Origin of the sequence: Synechococcus sp. BS55D (genome assembly GCF_004332415.1) — a bacterium.
In the GTDB taxonomy this organism is placed as follows: Bacteria; Cyanobacteriota; Cyanobacteriia; order PCC-6307; family Cyanobiaceae; genus Synechococcus_C.
On record NZ_PHQT01000003.1, the window covers coordinates 346,672 to 364,845 of the forward strand.

The window sequence follows — 18,174 nt, forward strand, 5'->3', positions numbered from 1 at the left end:
CTGACCGCAGACAGGGGCGGTGCGTCAGGATCATGCATGAATCGCACCGCCTGGGTGATCAGCACCCCTTTGCTCTCTCCTCAGTCGATGGTGGAGGCCTATGGAGAAGGCGCGCGACTGTGCAGCTCGCCCAATCCCCAGGTGAGCCTGGTCTTCAGTTGTTCCAGACCCCTTGATCTGGTGGAGCTCGAGCGTTTACTGGAGGCTGTGGGCTGGAGCCGCCGCCCGGTACGGCGAGTGCGCCGGGCTCTCGAGCACAGCCTGATCACGGTCGGACTCTGGCGGCATGACCCGAGGGTGCCGCGCCTGGTGGGTTTCGCGCGTTGCACAGGAGACGGGGTCTTGGAGGCCACGATCTGGGATGTGGCCATCCATCCGCTTTATCAGGGGGCGGGGCTCGGCCGGCAACTGATGGATTACCTGATCGATCTGCTGAGGGAGATGGGCACTGAGCGGGTCACCCTGTTTGCCGACCCCGGGGTGCTGCCCTTCTACGAACGCCTCGGTTGGGAGCTTGAGCCCAATGGTCATCGCTGCGGTTTTTGGTATGCCAGCTGAAGGAGAGGAGGTGGGCTCCCGTCATAGGCCGCGGCCAGGTTCTGGGCTGATTCCCCCTGTCGCCACCGTTGGCGCAGCCGGGCGTTTCTCCAGCTTCGCCCGAGCACTCCATCCCGCTCCCATCGACGTCCATCGGTCTGGATGCAGCAGCTGAGAGGTCGTAACGCCGCTCGCTGGCCGACCCGCTGCACCAGATCAAGATCCTCCATCAGAGGAAGGTCTTCAAAACCTCCGCTCGCGTCATAGAGGTGGCGATGGATCAGCAATCCTTGGTCTCCATAGGGGGTTTGAACCACTCGGCTGCGCAGGTTCACCAAGCGCTCCAGTACCCGGCGAGCAGCTGTCGAGGGCTCGATGGTCAAGGGGAAGTACCAGGCATTGGTGGCGGCATCGGCGGCCCGCATCGCGTCTGCGATCGCCTGTGGCCATTGCCGGGGCAGCCGGCTGTCGGCATGGAGAAACAGAAGCCAGCTGTTGCTGGCCTGCCTCGCTCCGCTCGCCAGTTGGCGCCCCCTGCAGGCCGGAACGCTAGGCAGCACCCTCGCCCCAGCCAGTTCTGCCACCTCCGCGCTGCGATCACCGCTGCCTCCATCCACCACCAGCAGCTCTGGGATGGGCGTATAGCGCTGTAGATCGGCCAGGAGCAGCGGCAGGTGCGCGGCTTCGTTGAGGCATGGAATCAGCACACTCAGCGCAGGCAGGGCGGCCTCCCGGTTGTTCCGCTCCGCCCTCATGCCAATGGTCCTGCCAGCCAAGGCCTCAGGTCCTGGAGGCGATCGAGGTCGTTGTGGCACTGCAGACAATGAGGACGGAGGCCCTGAGCCTCCGCACGCTGCAGCGTGTGGCTGAGCACCTGATCGCTGCCCCAGTTGATCCCAGTGAAGGGCCAGGTGACCGTGGGGCGGAGCAAGCATGACTGGAGTCCCATCAGCCAGTAGCCCCCATCAGCAGCCGGGCCCAGCACGAACGGATGTTGCCTGAGAGCCGCGATCGCGGCGCGTAGATCCTGGCGTGTCAGCCCAGGAAGATCGGTACCGATCAGCAGCACCGGGGCGCCTGGGTGACGATGGCTGGCCTTGAGGACCTGCCGTCGCATGCGTTCCCCCAATCCCCCTTGGCCCTGCAGGCTGAACTCCCCTGGGCGATGGCCTAGCCAGCGACGGGCGGCACCCGGCCCGCAGCCGGAAAGGGCAATGCGCAGATGCAGGTGTCCGCTGGCTCGCAGCCCCTCCACCACCGCAAGGGTGTGGCGGGTGAGGCCGCGCTGAACCAGGGCTGCCCTTCCTGACCCGAGGCTGACGGCCAGACGCCGCTTGCAGCGTCCAGCAGCCGGCCATCGCGTCATCATTACCAACACTGGCAGGGGGGATTGCCCTGCTGCTGCCTTCATTCCCCCCTGGGCAGTTCCGCCGGACGCACCGAGAGCTCCAGCTTTTTGCCGTCTCGCTCCACGATCAGGGGCATGGCTTGTCCGACGCGGCCGCGATCGACGGCAAGCTGCACCTGAGAGGGATCTTTCACCTGGGTGCCGTTCACGCGGCGGATCAGATCGCAGGGGCGAATGCCACCGCGGGCGGCGGGGCTGCCTTCCACGACCTCGATCACTAGAACGGCATTGACCTCAGGCACTTTGCAGGTCTTGCTGGTGGCGTTGATTTCGCGAGCCAGCTGGGGTGTGAGACTTTGCAGCCTCACGCCGATGAACGGGTGCGAGGCCTGGCCGGTGCTGATGATCTGCTGGGCGATCCGCTTGGCGAGATTGATCGGAATCGCAAAGCTGAGGCCAGCGCCGGGCGCTTGGCGGATCGCGGTGTTGATGCCGATCACCTGACCGGAGGCGTTGATCAGAGGCCCGCCGCTGTTGCCTGGATTCACGGCGGCATCGGTCTGGATGTAAGGCACCCGCTGGCCGGCACCCACGGCGTTCGTCCGTTCCACCGCGCTGATGATCCCAGCTGTGACGGTGTTGTTGAGTCCGAGCGGATTGCCGATCGCGATCGCCCATTCGCCTGGCTTCAGGTCGTCTGAATTGCCTAGGGGGGCTACGGGCAGTTTCTCCGCTACCACCTTCACCACGGCTACATCGGTGAGGGGATCACCTCCCAGCACCTTACCGCTGTAGCTGCGGCCATCGGGAAGTGTCACCGACACCTGGTCCGCTCCCTCCACCACATGGGCGTTGGTGAAGATCAGACCATCGGACCTGGTGATAAAGCCTGACCCCTGACCGGCCTGCTGTTGGATGGATGGTCCAGCCCCGAACAGATTGCCGAGGGGGTTGCTGACCCGCTTCAGGGTGTCGATTCGCACCACGGCCGGGCCCACCCGCTCGACGGCGGAGACGATCACATTGCGACCTGGTTGAAGGGGCGCGGAGCTGGGGCCGTCACTCACGGATGGAGCGGGGCCCTCGGCAGGCTTGGGCTCTAGGCCGAGCCGCTGGCGCCAGGAGGGATTGCAGCCAGCAAGACCGACTCCAAGCATGCTGATGCCAAGCCAGAGGAGAAGGCGCTGCCTGGAGCTGGGCGCGGCGCTGGCCATGGGATTGCGGTTGAGTTGGTCAGGGTCTCATTAAAGACGGACTGGCCGGCAGAAGGTGCGTAGATTCGGCACCGATGGGATCGGATACGCGTGGTGCTGACCGGCAGCGAGCTGTGGAACAAGGTGCAGCACGCGCTCCAGAGCAACCTGAGCAAGCCCACCTTCGAAACCTGGATCCGACCAGCCCTCTGCACGGGCTTCGCCAATGGGGAGCTCACCCTGCAGGCCCCGAACAGCTTCGCCAGCAATTGGCTCCGTAAGAACTACGTCGCCACGATCGAGGAGGTTGCGACAGGCCTCCATGGGGCCAAGGTGACCGTGAAGGTTCTGGCCCGCGAGGACGAGCCTGCCGCCACCACGCTGGCAGCTGCCTCGTCTGGCGTCAGCGCCGGGAATACACAGTCATCGTCGGGAACGGCACCAGCGACCCCCCCGACTGAAGGGGCGACTAGCCGCTCATCGCAACCACGGCGTTTGCCGGGGTTGAACATGCGTTACGTGTTCAACAGGTTTGTGGTCGGCCCAAACAGCCGCATGGCCCATGCGGCGGCGCTGGCGGTCGCTGAGTCGCCAGGACGGGAGTTCAATCCGTTGTTCATCTGCGGTGGTGTGGGTTTGGGAAAAACCCACCTGATGCAGGCGATCGGTCACTACCGCCTGGAAATTGATCCTGAAGCGCGGGTCTCCTATGTCTCGACGGAAACCTTTACGAACGATCTGATTCAGGCGATCCGTAAGGACGGCATGCAGGCCTTTCGCGATCGCTATCGAGCTGCTGACTTGATTCTGGTCGATGACATTCAGTTCATCGAGGGGAAGGAATACACCCAGGAGGAGTTTTTTCACACCTTCAATGCGCTCCATGAGGCTGGGCGGCAGATTGTGATCGCCAGTGATCGCCCCCCCAGTCAGATCCCTCGTCTTCAGGAGCGCCTGATCTCCCGATTCTCGATGGGGCTGATCGCTGATATCCAAGCTCCAGACCTGGAGACGCGCATGGCGATTCTTCAGAAGAAGGCGGAGCAGGAGCGGGTTTCACTGCCAAGGGATTTGATCCAATACATCTCAGGCCGTTTCACGTCCAACATCCGTGAGCTGGAGGGGGCCCTGACCCGAGCCGTGGCCTTCGCTTCGATCACTGGTCTACCGATGACGGTGGAGTCGGTTGCGCCGATGCTCGACCCGAGTGGTCAGGGTGTTGAGGTCACACCCCAGCAGGTGATCGACAAGGTGTCGGAAGTGTTTGATGTGTCAGCCGAGGACATGTGCAGCAGCAGCAGACGCCGGGCAGTCAGTCAGGCACGTCAGGTGGGCATGTTTCTGATGCGTCAGGGCACCGCCCTCAGCCTTCCACGTATTGGTGAGACCTTCGGGGGGAAGGACCACACCACGGTGATGTATGCGATCGGGCAGGTGGAAAAGAAGCTGGCCTCAGACCCCCAGCTCGCCAGCCAGGTGCAGAAGGTCAGGGACCTGCTGCAGATCGATTCCAGGCGCCGCCGCTGAATCGCTCAGACTGGTGAACCGAGGAGGGCATCAATGGCGCCTCGGAACTCGCTGCGCTGCTTCACGCCACGCCACTGCTGCTTGAGCTCCTTGCCATAGAACAGTTGCACCGTGGGGGTGCCATTCACTCCGGCCTGCTCGGCAATCGATTGATCAGCCTCGATGTCGATCTCCACCCCCTGGGCACGGCCCCCCAACTCATCGAGCACACGCTTGAGTTGTGGCTTGAGCACGTGGCAGGGGCCGCAGCTGGGGGAGGTGTACACCACCAGCAGGGGCTTGTCGCTGTCGTGATAGAGCTTGCGCAATGCATAGCTGCCCTTCTGCCAGAGGGCTTTGGGGTCATAGGTGGCTTCTGTGGCCGTTTCGCTGACTTGGGGTGTTGAGGCCTGGGCAGGCTCAACGCTGTCGCGCGACACGAGGGTCGCCAAATTGTTGTGGCTCAGCCAGCGCTCGGCTGCCAAAGCGGCTTGACAGCCGCTACCTGCGGCAGTGATGCCCTGGCGCCATTCCGCATCAGCCACATCGCCAGCGGCATAAACGCCGTCCACCGAGGTCTCAGGCCTGCCTGGTGTGGTTAAGAGGTATCCCTTGCCATCGCAGTCCAGCTGTCCCTGCACCAGCTCGGTGTTGGGGGTGTGGCCGATGGCATAGAAGAGTCCGCGCACGGGGAGCTCCCGCTCTGCGCCGCTTTCCCGATTGCGAAGTCGCAGGGACGTCAGCCAGTCGTCGCCTTCGGCATCGGCCACCTCGGTGTTCCAGTGGACGCTGATCTGGGGGTTGGCCTGCACCCGGTCGGCCATGGCCGCGCTGGCACGTAACTGTCCAGAGCGCACGAGCAGGTGCACGTGGCTGCCGTATTTGGTGAGGTACACCGCTTCTTCGCATGCGGAATCACCACCGCCCACCACAGCTAGCTCTTCGTTGCGGAACTGGGGGGTGGCGCCATCGCAAATGGCACAGGCGCTGATGCCCTTGCTCCAGAAGCGCTCCTCCTGCGGCAGTCCCAAGCGATTGGCGCTAGCGCCAGTGGCCAGGATTAGCGCCTGGGTCTGGATGCTGCGGCCGTCGGCTTCGATGCGAAAGGGACGGCTGCTGAGGTCGATGGCATCGGCATCAGCTTCGAGAAGGCGCGTTCCCCAGCGCTCTGCCTGGGCCTTCATGAGATCCATCAGGTCAGGGCCGAGCACCCCATCGGGGAACCCGGGGAAGTTCTCCACGTGGGTGGTAGTCATCAGTTGTCCGCCAGGGATGCCGCCCCGTTGGAAGCCAGTGATGAGAAGTGGGCTGAGGTTGGCTCGGGCGGCGTAGATCGCAGCTGTGTAGCCCGCAGGTCCGGAGCCAACGATGACCAGGTTTTCTGTGGCCAGGTGGTCAGCACCAATCTCTGCAGCCATGGCTTAAGCGGATCGATTATGAGTTGACTCTAAATGAGCCTTCTCCCTGTCGTGATCGAAGGGGCGCGGATTGCATGAACGCCGACCCAAAGTCATTGGCGGTTTTTAATAATTTCTTCAGATTTCTAGGGGGTCTTCCCAGCCTTCGTTGAACTGCGGGCGTTTGCTTGGTGCCCTTGAAACGCTCAGCACCGAGTCCTCCAGAAGCTCCGTGTGTTCACCCATGCAGGTAATCCACTCTCTGAATTCCTGGGTCAATGCGTAGCTGTCTTCATAGCGCTCTGCGTTGTCCAGCACTGCGATCCTGGTGGTTGCCCAGCATGTGGCGACGCTGACGCGACGTTGCATGGCTGCTTCCATGATCGGCTCCCAGATGGTGACCAGGCTGCTTGTTGATGGGGACCCATCAGGCCTGAATTCGCAGAACGTCGCATTTTTCTCTGCAGAAATGTGTCGTCAACGCTGCAAAAAGCTGGGCAATTCCGGAGTGCGCATCTGGATCACGGCGCCGGCTCCATCACCGACCGCCTCAAGGGGCAGGCTGGGCCCACGCCAGTTGCCTCCGGTTTCCGTTGCATCGTCCTCAGTCGTGGGCAGGCTGCGGATGCGGTACGGCTCCGACCAGGACCAGGTGCGCGCGTAGCTCATCAGTAGAGGATCGGCCGGGGCAAAGACGAAGGAGGGCTCCCTCGGTACCGCTTCCACGCTTGCGCGATCCCCGCTCATGCGGACCGCCCGTGTAATGCCCTGCAGGAAGCGGCTGCGGGTGACCACGGTGGTGAGGTAAGCCACGACGCGCAACCTGGGGGCGTCGAATCCCTCTGCACACATGTCGATGCTGACGAGCCAGTCGGCATTGCCCTTTTGAAAGGCGCCCAGGCGGCGACTCGCGTCCGGATCCTGGGAGTGCACGAGATCCACCCGATCGCCCTCCTCCTCCAGAAGTCGCGTGATGCTGCGCGCATGGTCGATGTCACGAGCAATCACGAGGCCCGCTGCCTCCCGATGGCGTTCGCGCACTTTCTCGAGTTGTTTTCTGGCTCGCAGCAGCAGCTGCAGGGCAATGCTGCTGGAGTCGGACAGACGGATCGCCCTGCGCAGATTGCGGGCCCTCCAGCTCTCTCGCTGCTCTGCAGACAGTGGCGACACATCACGGTCCGGCAGTCCCTCGCGGCTGTGCTCCACCCATCCATCCTGAAATCGGAACTCCAGTGGCCGAACATCGCCGGCGGCGATCAGTTCCCTTGGCTCCACGCAGAGATCCGGACTGATCTGTTCCACAAGCTCCCCCTCACTCTCCACTTGCACCTTTCTTGCGGCGCAAAAGGCGAGGTTGTCGGCCCTGAAGGGGGTTCCTGTCAGACCCAGTCGCAGTCGACTTCCTTCGCTGAGTTCGAGGAAGGTGCGTCCCCAGATCGGCCCCTCTGGTTCCTCCGGATCCACGCCCAGATGATGGGCTTCGTCGGCAATGGCCAACAGGCGTTCTGGACACCAAAGACGGAGTGCTTCCCCCAGTCCCTCCAGTTGGCGGCCCGCTCCCTGGTAGGTCACCAGCCAGCCGTCCGCGTCGCCCAGCCCCTGTCCTGTCCATCGATCCCCCGACTCCAGCTCAGGGGATGGAGACCATTCCGCCAGTGTCAGTCCCAGTCGCCCAGCTGCCAGCTGCCATTGCTTCAGGATCGAAGTGCGATGGCAGAACACAAGAAAGCGATCGAGTCGCTGTTCTGAACGCATGCTGCGGAAGGCCAGCAAGGCGCCCAGGGTTTTGCCTGCTCCGGGGCCGGCATGGACAAGCACATCCCGGCCGCTGGTGTCTGGCTGAGACAGCCTGCGGCGCAACAGCTGAATCAGCTGGTGCTGCCAGACCCTGGGGCGGATCGTCTCGTCCGGGTTGGGCTTACAGAGTTCAAAGGACGGGGGGACGATCGGCCTGCTCTGAAAGTTAGGTCTTTCTAACCATTCCATTCGTCCTGAGCATCCCTACCTTCCGGCCATCAGCCCTCTTGGGTTTTGCCCGCGCTGCCCATGGCCAATCGTCGCTCCTCCTCACGCCCCAACAGGAACCCACAGCTGCGGTTGGAGCAGTGTTGGCTGCACGAGTGCGACATCGATCCATTGATCCTTAGGGCGCGCCTGCTCCACTGCCAGGGCCGTCGTGCGATGGCCCTGGCAGTGGAGCAGGAAGTGCAGCCGATGTTCTGAGCCTTCGCTCAGAGCGCTTCGGTGTGATTGGCCAGGAGCAGCTCCACCTCTTTGAGGCCTGCGCTGGCCGCATTCCTGGCCAGATCAAAGTCCCCCTGGGCCTCATCCATTAGCCGGCCCGCCAGACGGTCGAGCAGATCATCTTTCTGTTCTTCGAGCAGCGTCAGCAGTTCGGTTTCAATCAACTGGCGCACAGCTGAGCGGTGCAGGTGTCGATCACTGGCCTCGTCAAAGGTGCCCTGCACGAGCTCCTGAATGAAGAGTCGATGCACCTCGCTGCTGCGCAGAAAGCTCTCGGTGGCATTGATGATGCCGTCCACCAGGGTGCGGTCTGGTTCGGACTCCTGGTCGGCAAGCTTGAACTCCCAGTCGAGATGGCGACGCTGCCAGCCAGCCGCGTGCAGGCTGGGCATCACGGTTTGGGAGAAGGTGTCAACCGACATCTCGTAGATGCGCTCCGCCAGTCGCTCACACCATTCGCGGCCATGCCCCTGAAGAACCGCCTGCATCGCCTGGCGCTCCACCGCATGGCCACCGTGATGGCTGTGGCAGACGCCGTCTGGACATTCGATCGCCGTGAGGCCCATGGGTTTGCGGAATGGGCCCTCTCCTTAGCCAGAGCAATCGATCAGGACGTCGATCTTCAGAAAAGCTCCCGGAATCGTGTACGCGACCCCGTAATCTCGGCTGGGTCGACGGCGTCACGATCTTGCCCAGACTTTTAATACCTGTTGAAACCGCTGCAGGGGAAACCCGTGTAGCGGCTTCTCCTGAGACCGTCAGGAAGTTCATTGGCCTGGGCTGCACCGTTTCAGTGGAACGGGGTGCTGGTGCCAGGGCCGGTTTCGTGGATACGGCCTATGCCGATGCCGGAGCTCAGCTCGTAGCGGCAGCTGATGCGTCGTCCTGGAGCCAGGCCGACCTGCTGCTCTGCGTGCAGCCTCCCGCAGCGTCTGCGCTGGCAACCCTCCGCCGCGGTGCGCTGCTGGTCGGCTTGCTCTCTCCTTACAGCAATGCTGAGCTGGCGAGCGCTCTCCAGGGCGCAGGCCTCTCGGCCATGGCCCTGGAGTTGTTGCCCAGGATCAGTCGCGCCCAGTCGGCCGATGCCCTCTCCTCCCAAGCCAACATCGCCGGATACAAATCCGTGCTGCTCGGAGCCGGAGCCCTCGACCGTTATTTCCCGATGCTGATGACCGCAGCGGGCACCGTTCAACCCGCGCGGGTGGTGGTACTCGGTGCCGGTGTTGCCGGATTGCAAGCGGTGGCCACCGCCCGCCGTCTCGGCGCAGTCGTTTATGTCAGCGATATCCGCCCCGCCGTGAAGGAGCAGGTGGAATCGCTCGGTGCCCGTTTCATCGATCCCCCGGAGATGGAGGACAAGCCCGCTGAGTCGGGCGGTTATGCCAAACAGGCCTCGGAGGCGTTCCTGGCCGCCCAGCGCCAACAGTTGTCCGATCAGCTGGCCGAGGCTGATGTGGCGATCTGTACAGCTCAGGTGCCCGGTCGCCGTGCCCCCCGCCTGATCAGTGAAGACATGCTGGATCGGATGCGTCCCGGTGCGGTGGTGGTGGATCTTGCTGTGGCCCAGGGTGGAAACTGCGCTGACACCCAGCCCTCCCAGACCGTTGATCGCAAGGGCGTGAAGCTCATCGGGGCCAACGATCTGCCCTGCACAGTTCCCAATCACGCCAGTGCGCTCTATGCCCGCAATTTGCTGGCGCTGCTGGAGCCCACCCTCAAGGATGGTCAGCTCAGCCTCGACACCGAGGACGAACTGATCGCTGGTTGTCTGATCGCCCAGGACGGCAGCATCCGCCGCGGCGACGTTCTCACCCCCGGAGCCAACTGATGGATTCAAGCTTTGTGAATGCCCTCTGGGTTCTGCTGCTCGGCAGCCTCCTGGGCCTGGAACTGATCGGCAAGGTGCCTCCCACCCTGCATACACCTCTGATGAGCGGCGCTAACGCCATCTCCGGCATCACCGTGCTGGCGGCCCTGACGGCGATCATCAAATCGAACGGGAGCATCCCTCTGCTGGTGCTTGGTTCTGTGTCTTTGGGCTTTGCCCTTTTCAACGTGATCGGGGGCTTCCTGGTGACCGATCGCATGCTCGCCATGTTCAGCCGCAAGCCCGCCCGCAAGGAGAACCGCTGATGGACATTCTTCAGTACGTCATTGACCTGGTCGCCATCCTGTTGCTGGCCCTAGGCATCAAAGGTCTTTCGAAGGTGCGCTCTGCCCGGGGCGCCAATCAACTGGCAGCCGTTGCCATGGCGCTTGCCGTGCTCGGTCTGCTTATTCACTACCTGGGCACCAGTGGCATCAGCGTGGCTGCTTGGAGCTGGATCATCGGAGGCACCGTTGTGGGTGGTGTGCTGGGTGCCATCACGGCCCAGCGGGTCCCGATGACGTCCATGCCCGAAACCGTCGCTCTCTTCAACGGTTGCGGGGGCATGTCGTCGCTGTTGGTGGCACTGGCTGCGGCCTTCTACCCAAGCGAGCTCGATGCCACTGGCATGGTCGCTGTGGTCTCGATCGTGATCTCGGTGTTCGTCGGTGCGATCACCTTCACTGGCTCGATCGTGGCCATGGCCAAGCTGCAGGGTTGGTTGTCGACGCCGGCCTGGATGCAGAGCAAGGCCCGCCATTTCGTCAATATTGCACTGGCGGTCGCTTGCCTAGTGGCAGCGGTTGACCTGATTGCCAAAGGTGGTGTGAGTGCTCAGGGCCTCTGGCTTTTGGTGATCGCTTCCAGCCTGCTGGGCATCGGCGTGACCCTGCCCATCGGTGGGGCTGACATGCCTGTGGTGATCTCGCTGCTCAACAGCTACTCCGGTGTGGCAGCAGCAGCTGCCGGCTTTGTGGTCGGTAGCCAGTTGCTCATCGTGGCGGGTGCCATGGTCGGTGCAGCCGGCTTGATCCTCACCCAGGTCATGTGCAATGGCATGAACCGCTCCCTGGTGTCCGTGCTCTTCGGCGGGGCCCTGGGAGCATCCGCAGCGGCCTCCGGTGGTGGTGGTGGTGAATACACCAACATCACCAGCTGCAGCGTTGAGGAATGTGCCCTGACCCTCGAGGCTGCCGAACGGGTCGTGATCGTTCCTGGTTACGGCCTTGCCGTTGCTCAAGCTCAGCACACCCTGCGGGAAGTCACCCGTTCTCTGGAAGCCGCTGGCATCCAGGTCGATTACGCTATTCACCCAGTGGCTGGTCGCATGCCTGGTCACATGAATGTGCTCCTCGCCGAGGCCGATGTGCCCTACGAGCAGCTCAAAGAGATGGATGTGATCAACCCCGAGTTCCCTGCCACGGATGTGGTGCTGGTGCTGGGTGCCAATGACGTGGTCAACCCTCAGGCCAAGAACGATCCGAACTCGCCGCTTTACGGCATGCCTGTGCTGGATGTGCAGCAGGCCCGCACGGTGTTTGTGGTGAAGCGGGGCATGAGTGCTGGTTACTCAGGCATCAAGAACGATCTGTTCGAACTGGCTAACACTTCGATGGTGTTTGGTGATGCCAAGAAGGTGCTGGGTGACCTGCTCGGGGAGCTCAAGGAGCTGGGCGTCGGGAAGAAATGACCCAGCTGCTTCAGCAGCTGGGTGTTGCCGCCTATCGGCAACGTCTTCCCTGGTTAGGCGGAGACCTGCAAACCCTGCGGGACACCCTTCGCCCGATGCGGCTGCCTCCTGATCATGGGCAGCCGCTTCAGATTCCAGTTCCAGCCCTTCGCAGTGGAGCCGCCCCTGCCGGGCAATTGCTTGCTGTTCTCGACCAACCCGTTGGCGGTCCTGCTCAGGCGCTGGTGGTGCTTGTCCATGGCCTGGGTGGCTCCAGTCGACGGGAAGGCATGCGTCGTCTTGGTTTATCCCTGCAGTCTTCGGGTTTTGCTGTGTTGCGGCTCAACCTGCGCGGGGCTGACCCAGGCCGTCATCTCGCCGCAGGCACCTATGCCGCTTGCTGCAACAGCGATCTCCTTCCCGTCCTCATGCGCGCTCGGGAGCTGGCCTCGGAGCTGGCTCAGGCCGCCGGCCGTCTTCAACCGCTTCCCCTTCTTGGTGCTGGCATGTCTTTGGGTGGCACCATGCTGCTGAATGCGGCGCTGGAGTCGGCCGGGGTTCTCGATGGGTTGTTCTGCGCCAGTAGCCCTCTCGATCTGGCTGCCTGTAGTGCTTCGATTGAGCGCTCCCGCAATCGCATCTATCAGCGTTGGTTGTTGCAACGGCTCGTGCGCCAGACCTTGGCAGATCCCTTCGGTGTCACAGCCACAGAGGAGCAGCTCCTGAGGAAGACTCCACCTCGAAGCATCCGCGCGTTTGATGCAGCCATCACGGCACCACGTTGGGGCTACGACTCCGTGGAGGAGTACTACCGCCGCGCCTCGCCCCTGCTCCGTTTGCTTGATCCCAAGGCCCGCAGGCGTCTGCCTCCCACCTTGCTGCTTCAGGCGCTGGATGATCCCTGGGTGCCAGCTCGAGCGGCGCAGGAGTTGCAGCGATCGCTTGGGGCTCTGAACCAGTCCGATGAGGTTGAACCCCTGTCGATCCTGCTCACTGCACGGGGAGGCCACAACGGATTCCATGCATCTGGCGACAGCCTGACCGCAGGCTCCTGGTCAGATCGGTTGGCCAAGGCCTGGTACCACCAGCTGCTGTGACAGCAATCAGCGCCGTTGACGGCAGCGATCAGGACGGCTGAGGATCGTTCGAAACAGATTGTGCTTCGGTGGGCTGCTGGAATGGTGTCCGGCGGATGACCCACTCGTTGCACGGTCGCCCACCCACCACATGCTCTTCGAGGATCTGCTGCACCCGCTCCGGTGTCACATTCCCGTACCAGATGCCCTCCGGCCAGATCAGGAGCACGGGGCCCTGTTCACAGACTCGTAGGCAGTCAGCCTTGCTGCGCAGCACGATGCCCTGTGCCCGCTCAGGGTTCTCGAGGTCCAGCTGGCGCACTCCCTGCTTGAGAGCCTCCCAGCTGGCGGCACCGATGCTGGGGTCACAGCACTTCGCCTTGGCCGGCGTGGCACAGAGCAGCAGGTGATGGCTGACTCGGATCACGCGGCCATGGCTGCCATGGGGATGCGTCGGGTGCCGCGCTCTACCTGTTCACGCACCACATCTCGAGCCCACTGATCCACGGCCAGCACATCGTCGAGTTGGGGATGATCCATTCGATCGGACTTGTGACGCTCACAGGTGGCGTCGATGAGATCGGGAATGTCGAGGAAGTGAATGCGCTCCTGCAGGAACTGGGCTACCGCTTCCTCATTCGCCGCATTGAGCACGGCTGGCATCGTGCCACCGGCGCGGCCAGCTGCGTAGGCCAGCTCCATGCAGGGATATTTGGCGGGGTCAGGGCTCCGGAAGCTGAGCTGCCCCACCTCCGTGAGGTTGAGGCGACGCCACGGTGTTTCAAGCCGTTCCGGCCAGCTCAGGCAGTAGAGGATTGGCAATTTCATATCCGGCCAGCCCAGCTGGGCCAGCACCGAGGAATCGGCCAGCTCGACCATCGAGTGGATGATGCTTTGAGGGTGGATCACGATCTCGATGTGGTCGTAGTCGAGACCGAACAGGTAATGGGCCTCGATCACCTCCAGGCCTTTGTTCATGAGGGAGGCGGAATCCACCGTGATCTTGCGGCCCATGCTCCAGTTGGGATGGGAGGTGGCATCAGCCACGGTGGCTTTCTCCAGATCGGCGGCCTCCCAGTCACGGAATGCACCACCGGAGGCGGTGAGCTGAATGCGGCGCAGGCCTGGGGTGGGAACACCGGTGGAGAGGCTGGCGTTTTCAGCCCAGGGGGTTCCTTGCAGGCACTGGAAGATCGCGGAGTGTTCCGAGTCGGCTGGCAGCAGGCGGCTGCCACTCTTCTTCAGTTCCGGTAAAACCACCGGCCCAGCGGCGATCAGTGTTTCCTTATTGGCTAGGGCCAGATCCTTCCCGGCGCGCACTGCCGCCAGGGTGGGCAGCAGACCGGCGCAGCCAACGATGCCTGTCACCACAAGATCGGCCGTGTCCCAAGCGGCTGCGACGTTGAGTCCGTTGGCGCCACCCACCAGTTGCGGCAGGGTGTCGGGTTGTCGATCGGTGGGCAGGGCGTTGAGACGGTCCTGGAGTTCGGGCAGCAGGCTGTCGTCTGCCAAGGCCACTACTTCAGGGCTGTGCTGGCTGATCTGCTCCACCAGCAGTGGAAGGTTGCGCCCGGCGCTGAGGGCCACCACCCGGAAGCGCTCTGGGAATTCCTGGGCGATCTCCAGGGTTTGGGTGCCGATCGAGCCCGTGGAGCCCAGCACGCTGATGGCTTTCACGTCGATCCGGCAAGTGTCAACAGTTTCCCATGCCGAACCCTGGCAAACTGCCGCTCAGGCGAGGAGATCGGGCGGCGATGGCGGTGAAGGAGCACTGGAGGTCAGGTCTTGGTTTTGTTCTGGCCGCGGCGGGTAGTGCGGTCGGGCTGGGCAACCTCTGGGGATTCGCCTATCGCGCCTCCCAGGGGGGCGGTGGCGCGTTTCTGCTCCTCTATGTGCTGATTGTGCTGGTGGTGTGTCTGCCGGTCCTCGTGGCGGAGATGGTGCTGGGTCGCAGCACAGGCCACAGCCCCCTGATCGCACCAGTGACCGCGGCTGGTCGCCGCTGGCAACCGATGGGCTGGCTTTTTATCGCAGCGGCGAGCGGCATCCTGGCTTTCTACGCCGTTTTGATGGGATGGACTGGTCACACCCTGCTCCATGCCCTACTGGTGGGACTGCCATCAGACCTGGCGGCAGCCGAGGGCTTCTTCGGGGTGATTAGCGGCGGCAACAGTGCCGTGCTGGGACAGTTGTTCAGTCTTGTGCTCACCGCCTTGGTGGTGGCTGCAGGAGTGCAAGCCGGTATCGAACGGCTGTCTCGATGGGCGCTGCCTCTGCTGTTTGTGTTGCTGATCGGACTGGCGCTGTGGGCCTCCGGTTTGGAGGGAGCAGCCGAGGGGCGTCACACCTTTCTGCTCAACTTCGATCCCCGGGAGCTGACTGACTTCACCACCATTCGCAATGCCTTCACCCAGGCGTTCTTTTCGATTGGGGCAGGCATCGGCTGCATCCTTGCCTATGCGGCCTATCTCGACCGCCGCAATCATCTGCCGAGGGAAGCGATTGCCGTTGTGGGGATGGACACCGCCGTCGGATTGCTCGCCGGACTTGTCACCTTCCCGGTGGTGATGAGTTTCGGTCTGAAGGATGTGGTGAGTGGCTCCACCGTGGGGACCCTGTTTATCGCTCTGCCCACCGGCCTCGCTTCCTTGGGGCTCACGGGACGGGTGGTGGCGGTGCTGTTTTTCTTCCTTGCTTACATCGCCGCGATCACCTCATCGGTGTCGCTCCTCGAGGTGCCGGTGGCCTCACTGATGGATCGGCTTGGTTGGAGTCGGCGGCGGGCGGTGTGGATCAGTGCGGCGTTGATTTTTGTGGCCGGTCTCCCTGCGGCCACGTCGATCCCGGTGTTGGAGGTGATGGATTCTATCTTCGGGGGGGTGATGCTGATCCTTGGTGGGCTGTTGATCGCCCTGCTGCTTGGTTGGGTTGTTCCTGCCCGTTTCAACGACGATCTCAAGGGCAGTGCTACTCCGGCTGGCTTACGCCGTTGGTTGCTGTTTGTGCTTCGCTGGATTTCCCCGCCCGTGATCGCCGTGGGTCTGGTGATCAGCCTGGTGGATCTGCTCAGGGGGTGGGGCTGGTTGGGGAGTTGATGATCAAATCAACTGACGCAGGTGGCGAGACGCCAATTGCACCTCCCGAAGGAAGCAGAGCGACGCCAGCATCAGCAGGGTCATTGCCGAGATGAACAGGGGTGCCACGACCACCGTGAGGTTCAGTCTGGAGATCACGCTGAAGAACATCACAGCCACCACGGCGGCAATGAGCAGGGTGGAACCTGTGAGCAGTTCAATCGCCCGGATCGTCAGTTGCATGCGCCGGCGGTAGCAACGCCGCTCCTGCTCATCGATTGGGTTCCCAGCTAGAACACCGTCCTTGGCGCGCTTGGCGGCATCAACAATCCGTGCCAGTCGGGTGGAGATCACGTTCAGCAGAGCGCCGATGCCGGCGAGAAGGAACACCGGAGCCACCGAAAGCTGTATCGCCTTGGACAGCGTTTCCGGTTGCATCACCATCAGATCCTCTAGACCTGCACCATCTTCACTATGGCCACCATGCTCTGGCTCAAACGCTGGAATTTCATTGAGCGCGCCAAGTTGGAGCGTGAGCTTTGGGAGGCTTTTGAGGCTCGCGAGAACCTTGAGGCCAAGATTGAGGAACTGCAGGCCTGGATCGCTGCTGCAGAACCGTCGGAGCCCACCCTGGCGGATCAGCGCTTCCGTCTGGAGGTCTGGACCACCACGTTGGCGCGGATCCGCAAGATCGAAGCGATGATGGCTGGGAAACGGCGCTGAGTGTCCTCAGCAGCGTCGCCATTCGGTAACGCCGCCAGGCTTATCGATGAGCTCGATCCCTTGGCCCGTGAGTTCGGCGCGGATCCGATCGGCTTCGGCGAAATCCTTGGCCTGTTTCGCTGCCTGACGAGCGGCAATCGCCGCTTCGATGGCGCTGGGGTCGCAGGATTCGGCATCTTCAGGCTCCACCCCCGATGCTTCCGAGCGCAATCCGAGCACCCCGGCAAGCTCCCGTAACAACAACCAGCGCTGCTCCAATAGGGGCTGCTCGTCATCGGTTTGCTCAGGAATGTCACCGCGATCAAGGCGATTGGCAAGCCCGCGCAGGGGTCTGGCAAGGTCGAACAGCACGGCCAGAGCGCCTGAACTGTTGAGGTCATCGTCCATGGCGTCGATGAAGCGTTGGCGTGCGCCCAGCAACGGCTCATCTGAGAACGTCATCTGACCTTGGATCTGCTCGATCGTGATCGCTCCCTCCGGCAGGGGCGCGGGCTCCCGCCATCCCAGGCTGGAAGCATGGTGTTCGCCCAGCCCGAGGGCAGCGTTGAGACCCTTCCAACCTGTGGTGGCCGCCTCCAGTGCTTCCGCTGTGAAGTCGAGCGGTTTGCGGTAGTGGGCCTGCAAGACGAACAGACGCAGGGTCATGGCGGAGATCCCGCTCTCCAGTAGGGCCCTGATGGTCGTGAAGTTACCCAGCGACTTGCTCATCTTTTCGCCCCCCACGTTCACCATGCCGTTGTGCAGCCACACCTGGGCCAGCTCCTTGCCGGTGGCAGCCTCCGATTGCGCGATCTCGTTCTCGTGGTGGGGGAAGACCAGGTCGGCGCCACCCAGGTGAATGTCGATCGTCTCTCCCAACTCCTCCCGCACCATCGCTGAACACTCGATGTGCCAGCCCGGTCGCCCCTCGCCCCAGGGTGAGGGGAAGCTGGGTTCGTCGGTTTTGGCGCCCTTCCAGAGGGCGAAATCGAAGGGGTGCTGCTTACGGGCTTCTTCGGCATCGGCGACGCGGCCGTCGGCATTGGTCTGTTGTTCACTGAGGTCGCGGCCGCTGAGCTTGCCGTATCCGGCGTGCTTCATCACAGCGAAATACACATCACCATCAGCGGAATAGGCGGCTCCTTTGGCCTCAAGCTCACTGATGAAGGCGCGGATGCCATCGAGGCAGCGGGTGGCCCGGGGCATGCGGTCGGGCCGCAGAATCCCGAGGGCATCCATATCGGTATGGAAAGCCGCGATGTTGCGCTCGCTCACCGCATCCATCGAGCTGTTTTCTTCGGCGGCGCGTTTGAGAATCTTGTCGTCGATGTCGGTGAAGTTCTGCACGAAGGTCACCGCATACCCACGCCAGATCAGATAGCGACGCAGGACGTCCCAGTTGATGTAGCTGCGGGCATGGCCCAAATGGCAGAGGTCGTAGACCGTCACACCGCAGCAGTAAATGCTCACCTGGTCCTCCCTCAGCGGCCGGAAGGTTTCCGTGCGGCGGGTGAGGGTGTTGGTGAACCGCAGGGGCACGGGGCAAGCGCAGTGGGCTGGG

At 62.9% G+C, this 18,174-nt stretch carries 20 protein-coding genes; 9 read left to right on the top strand and 11 right to left on the bottom strand.

From position 1 onward, the window contains the following. The first annotated feature begins 36 nt into the window (after positions 1-36). Complete coding sequence (locus tag CWE16_RS08815; protein ID WP_236629657.1) at positions 37-558, top strand: GNAT family N-acetyltransferase; 522 nt, start codon at positions 37-39, stop codon at positions 556-558. On the opposite strand, the gene CWE16_RS08820 is transcribed toward CWE16_RS08815, so the two are convergent. The 3 genes from CWE16_RS08820 to CWE16_RS08830 are packed head-to-tail and all read right to left on the bottom strand — an operon-like array spanning position 528 to position 3,099. Further along, entirely contained in the window at positions 528-1,292 is a 765-nt protein-coding gene (locus tag CWE16_RS08820; RefSeq protein ID WP_131594907.1) for a TIGR04283 family arsenosugar biosynthesis glycosyltransferase, read from the bottom strand. The genes CWE16_RS08815 and CWE16_RS08820 overlap by 31 nt on opposite strands. Continuing rightward, positions 1,289-1,903 carry a TIGR04282 family arsenosugar biosynthesis glycosyltransferase gene (locus tag CWE16_RS08825; protein ID WP_236629658.1) on the bottom strand — a complete coding sequence of 205 codons (615 nt, stop codon included), beginning with the start codon at positions 1,901-1,903 and terminating at the stop codon, positions 1,289-1,291. The genes CWE16_RS08820 and CWE16_RS08825 overlap by 4 nt, the downstream gene beginning before the upstream one ends. A gap of 41 nt (positions 1,904-1,944) precedes the next feature. Further along, positions 1,945-3,099: a trypsin-like peptidase domain-containing protein gene (locus tag CWE16_RS08830; RefSeq protein WP_131594713.1), complete on the bottom strand. Its 1,155-nt coding sequence runs from the start codon at positions 3,097-3,099 to the stop codon at positions 1,945-1,947. Between the two features lie 90 nt (positions 3,100-3,189). On the opposite strand from CWE16_RS08830, the gene dnaA reads away from it, so the two are divergent. Further along, positions 3,190-4,605 carry a chromosomal replication initiator protein DnaA gene (dnaA, locus tag CWE16_RS08835; protein ID WP_131594715.1) on the top strand — a complete coding sequence of 472 codons (1,416 nt, stop codon included), beginning with the start codon at positions 3,190-3,192 and terminating at the stop codon, positions 4,603-4,605. A 5-nt stretch (positions 4,606-4,610) separates the two neighbouring features. Here the strand turns inward: dnaA and trxB are convergent, their stop codons facing one another. The 3 genes from trxB to CWE16_RS08850 all read right to left on the bottom strand — a co-directional run bounded on the left by trxB (position 4,611) and on the right by CWE16_RS08850 (position 7,967). Then, positions 4,611-6,002: a thioredoxin-disulfide reductase gene (trxB, locus tag CWE16_RS08840; RefSeq protein ID WP_131594717.1), complete on the bottom strand. Its 1,392-nt coding sequence runs from the start codon at positions 6,000-6,002 to the stop codon at positions 4,611-4,613. 117 nt (positions 6,003-6,119) lie between these two features. Continuing rightward, positions 6,120-6,362 (bottom strand): hypothetical protein, encoded by a 243-nt coding sequence (locus tag CWE16_RS08845; protein ID WP_131594719.1) that lies wholly within the window; start codon positions 6,360-6,362, stop codon positions 6,120-6,122. A gap of 96 nt (positions 6,363-6,458) precedes the next feature. Beyond that, positions 6,459-7,967, bottom strand: coding sequence for a DEAD/DEAH box helicase (locus CWE16_RS08850; protein WP_131594721.1), 1,509 nt, complete (start codon positions 7,965-7,967; stop codon positions 6,459-6,461). A gap of 45 nt (positions 7,968-8,012) precedes the next feature. Between CWE16_RS08850 and CWE16_RS08855 the strand changes: the two genes are divergently transcribed. Next, positions 8,013-8,204 (top strand): hypothetical protein, encoded by a 192-nt coding sequence (locus CWE16_RS08855; protein ID WP_131594723.1) that lies wholly within the window; start codon positions 8,013-8,015, stop codon positions 8,202-8,204. 8 nt (positions 8,205-8,212) lie between these two features. On the opposite strand, the gene CWE16_RS08860 is transcribed toward CWE16_RS08855, so the two are convergent. After that, positions 8,213-8,791, bottom strand: a complete 579-nt coding sequence (locus tag CWE16_RS08860; RefSeq protein WP_131454413.1) for an EF-1 guanine nucleotide exchange domain-containing protein — start codon at positions 8,789-8,791, stop codon at positions 8,213-8,215. 122 nt (positions 8,792-8,913) lie between these two features. Here CWE16_RS08860 and CWE16_RS08865 point away from each other — a divergent pair, with 122 nt between their 5' ends. From CWE16_RS08865 to CWE16_RS08880, 4 genes are read left to right on the top strand one after another with little or no spacing between them, the layout of a single operon-like run. Further along, positions 8,914-10,053, top strand: coding sequence for a Re/Si-specific NAD(P)(+) transhydrogenase subunit alpha (locus CWE16_RS08865; protein WP_236629659.1), 1,140 nt, complete (start codon positions 8,914-8,916; stop codon positions 10,051-10,053). Continuing rightward, positions 10,053-10,358 carry an NAD(P) transhydrogenase subunit alpha gene (locus CWE16_RS08870; protein WP_131454411.1) on the top strand — a complete coding sequence of 102 codons (306 nt, stop codon included), beginning with the start codon at positions 10,053-10,055 and terminating at the stop codon, positions 10,356-10,358. Before CWE16_RS08865 ends, CWE16_RS08870 begins: the two co-directional genes overlap by 1 nt. Beyond that, entirely contained in the window at positions 10,358-11,782 is a 1,425-nt protein-coding gene (locus CWE16_RS08875; RefSeq protein ID WP_131594727.1) for an NAD(P)(+) transhydrogenase (Re/Si-specific) subunit beta, read from the top strand. The genes CWE16_RS08870 and CWE16_RS08875 overlap by 1 nt, the downstream gene beginning before the upstream one ends. Beyond that, positions 11,779-12,858: a YheT family hydrolase gene (locus CWE16_RS08880; RefSeq protein WP_131594729.1), complete on the top strand. Its 1,080-nt coding sequence runs from the start codon at positions 11,779-11,781 to the stop codon at positions 12,856-12,858. Before CWE16_RS08875 ends, CWE16_RS08880 begins: the two co-directional genes overlap by 4 nt. A gap of 28 nt (positions 12,859-12,886) precedes the next feature. On the opposite strand, the gene CWE16_RS08885 is transcribed toward CWE16_RS08880, so the two are convergent. Both CWE16_RS08885 and CWE16_RS08890 read right to left on the bottom strand, forming a co-directional pair. Next, the gene (locus CWE16_RS08885; protein WP_131594731.1) at positions 12,887-13,264 is read right to left on the bottom strand and encodes a (2Fe-2S) ferredoxin domain-containing protein; all 378 of its coding nucleotides are present in this window, start codon (positions 13,262-13,264) and stop codon (positions 12,887-12,889) included. Next, the gene (locus tag CWE16_RS08890; RefSeq protein WP_131594733.1) at positions 13,261-14,514 is read right to left on the bottom strand and encodes a 1-deoxy-D-xylulose-5-phosphate reductoisomerase; all 1,254 of its coding nucleotides are present in this window, start codon (positions 14,512-14,514) and stop codon (positions 13,261-13,263) included. Before CWE16_RS08890 ends, CWE16_RS08885 begins: the two co-directional genes overlap by 4 nt. Before the next feature lie 77 nt (positions 14,515-14,591). Here CWE16_RS08890 and CWE16_RS08895 point away from each other — a divergent pair, with 77 nt between their 5' ends. Beyond that, positions 14,592-15,932 carry a sodium-dependent transporter gene (locus CWE16_RS08895; RefSeq protein ID WP_131594909.1) on the top strand — a complete coding sequence of 447 codons (1,341 nt, stop codon included), beginning with the start codon at positions 14,592-14,594 and terminating at the stop codon, positions 15,930-15,932. A gap of 3 nt (positions 15,933-15,935) precedes the next feature. Here CWE16_RS08895 and CWE16_RS08900 read toward each other — a convergent pair whose 3' ends face one another. After that, positions 15,936-16,349 carry a DUF2721 domain-containing protein gene (locus CWE16_RS08900; RefSeq protein ID WP_131594911.1) on the bottom strand — a complete coding sequence of 138 codons (414 nt, stop codon included), beginning with the start codon at positions 16,347-16,349 and terminating at the stop codon, positions 15,936-15,938. 45 nt (positions 16,350-16,394) lie between these two features. On the opposite strand from CWE16_RS08900, the gene CWE16_RS08905 reads away from it, so the two are divergent. Continuing rightward, positions 16,395-16,634, top strand: coding sequence for a hypothetical protein (locus tag CWE16_RS08905; RefSeq protein WP_131594913.1), 240 nt, complete (start codon positions 16,395-16,397; stop codon positions 16,632-16,634). A gap of 6 nt (positions 16,635-16,640) precedes the next feature. On the opposite strand, the gene cysS is transcribed toward CWE16_RS08905, so the two are convergent. Then, a complete protein-coding gene (gene cysS / locus CWE16_RS08910) occupies positions 16,641-18,152 on the bottom strand; it encodes a cysteine--tRNA ligase (RefSeq protein WP_131594735.1) in 1,512 nt (503 codons plus the stop codon). Positions 18,153-18,174 lie beyond the last annotated feature (22 nt).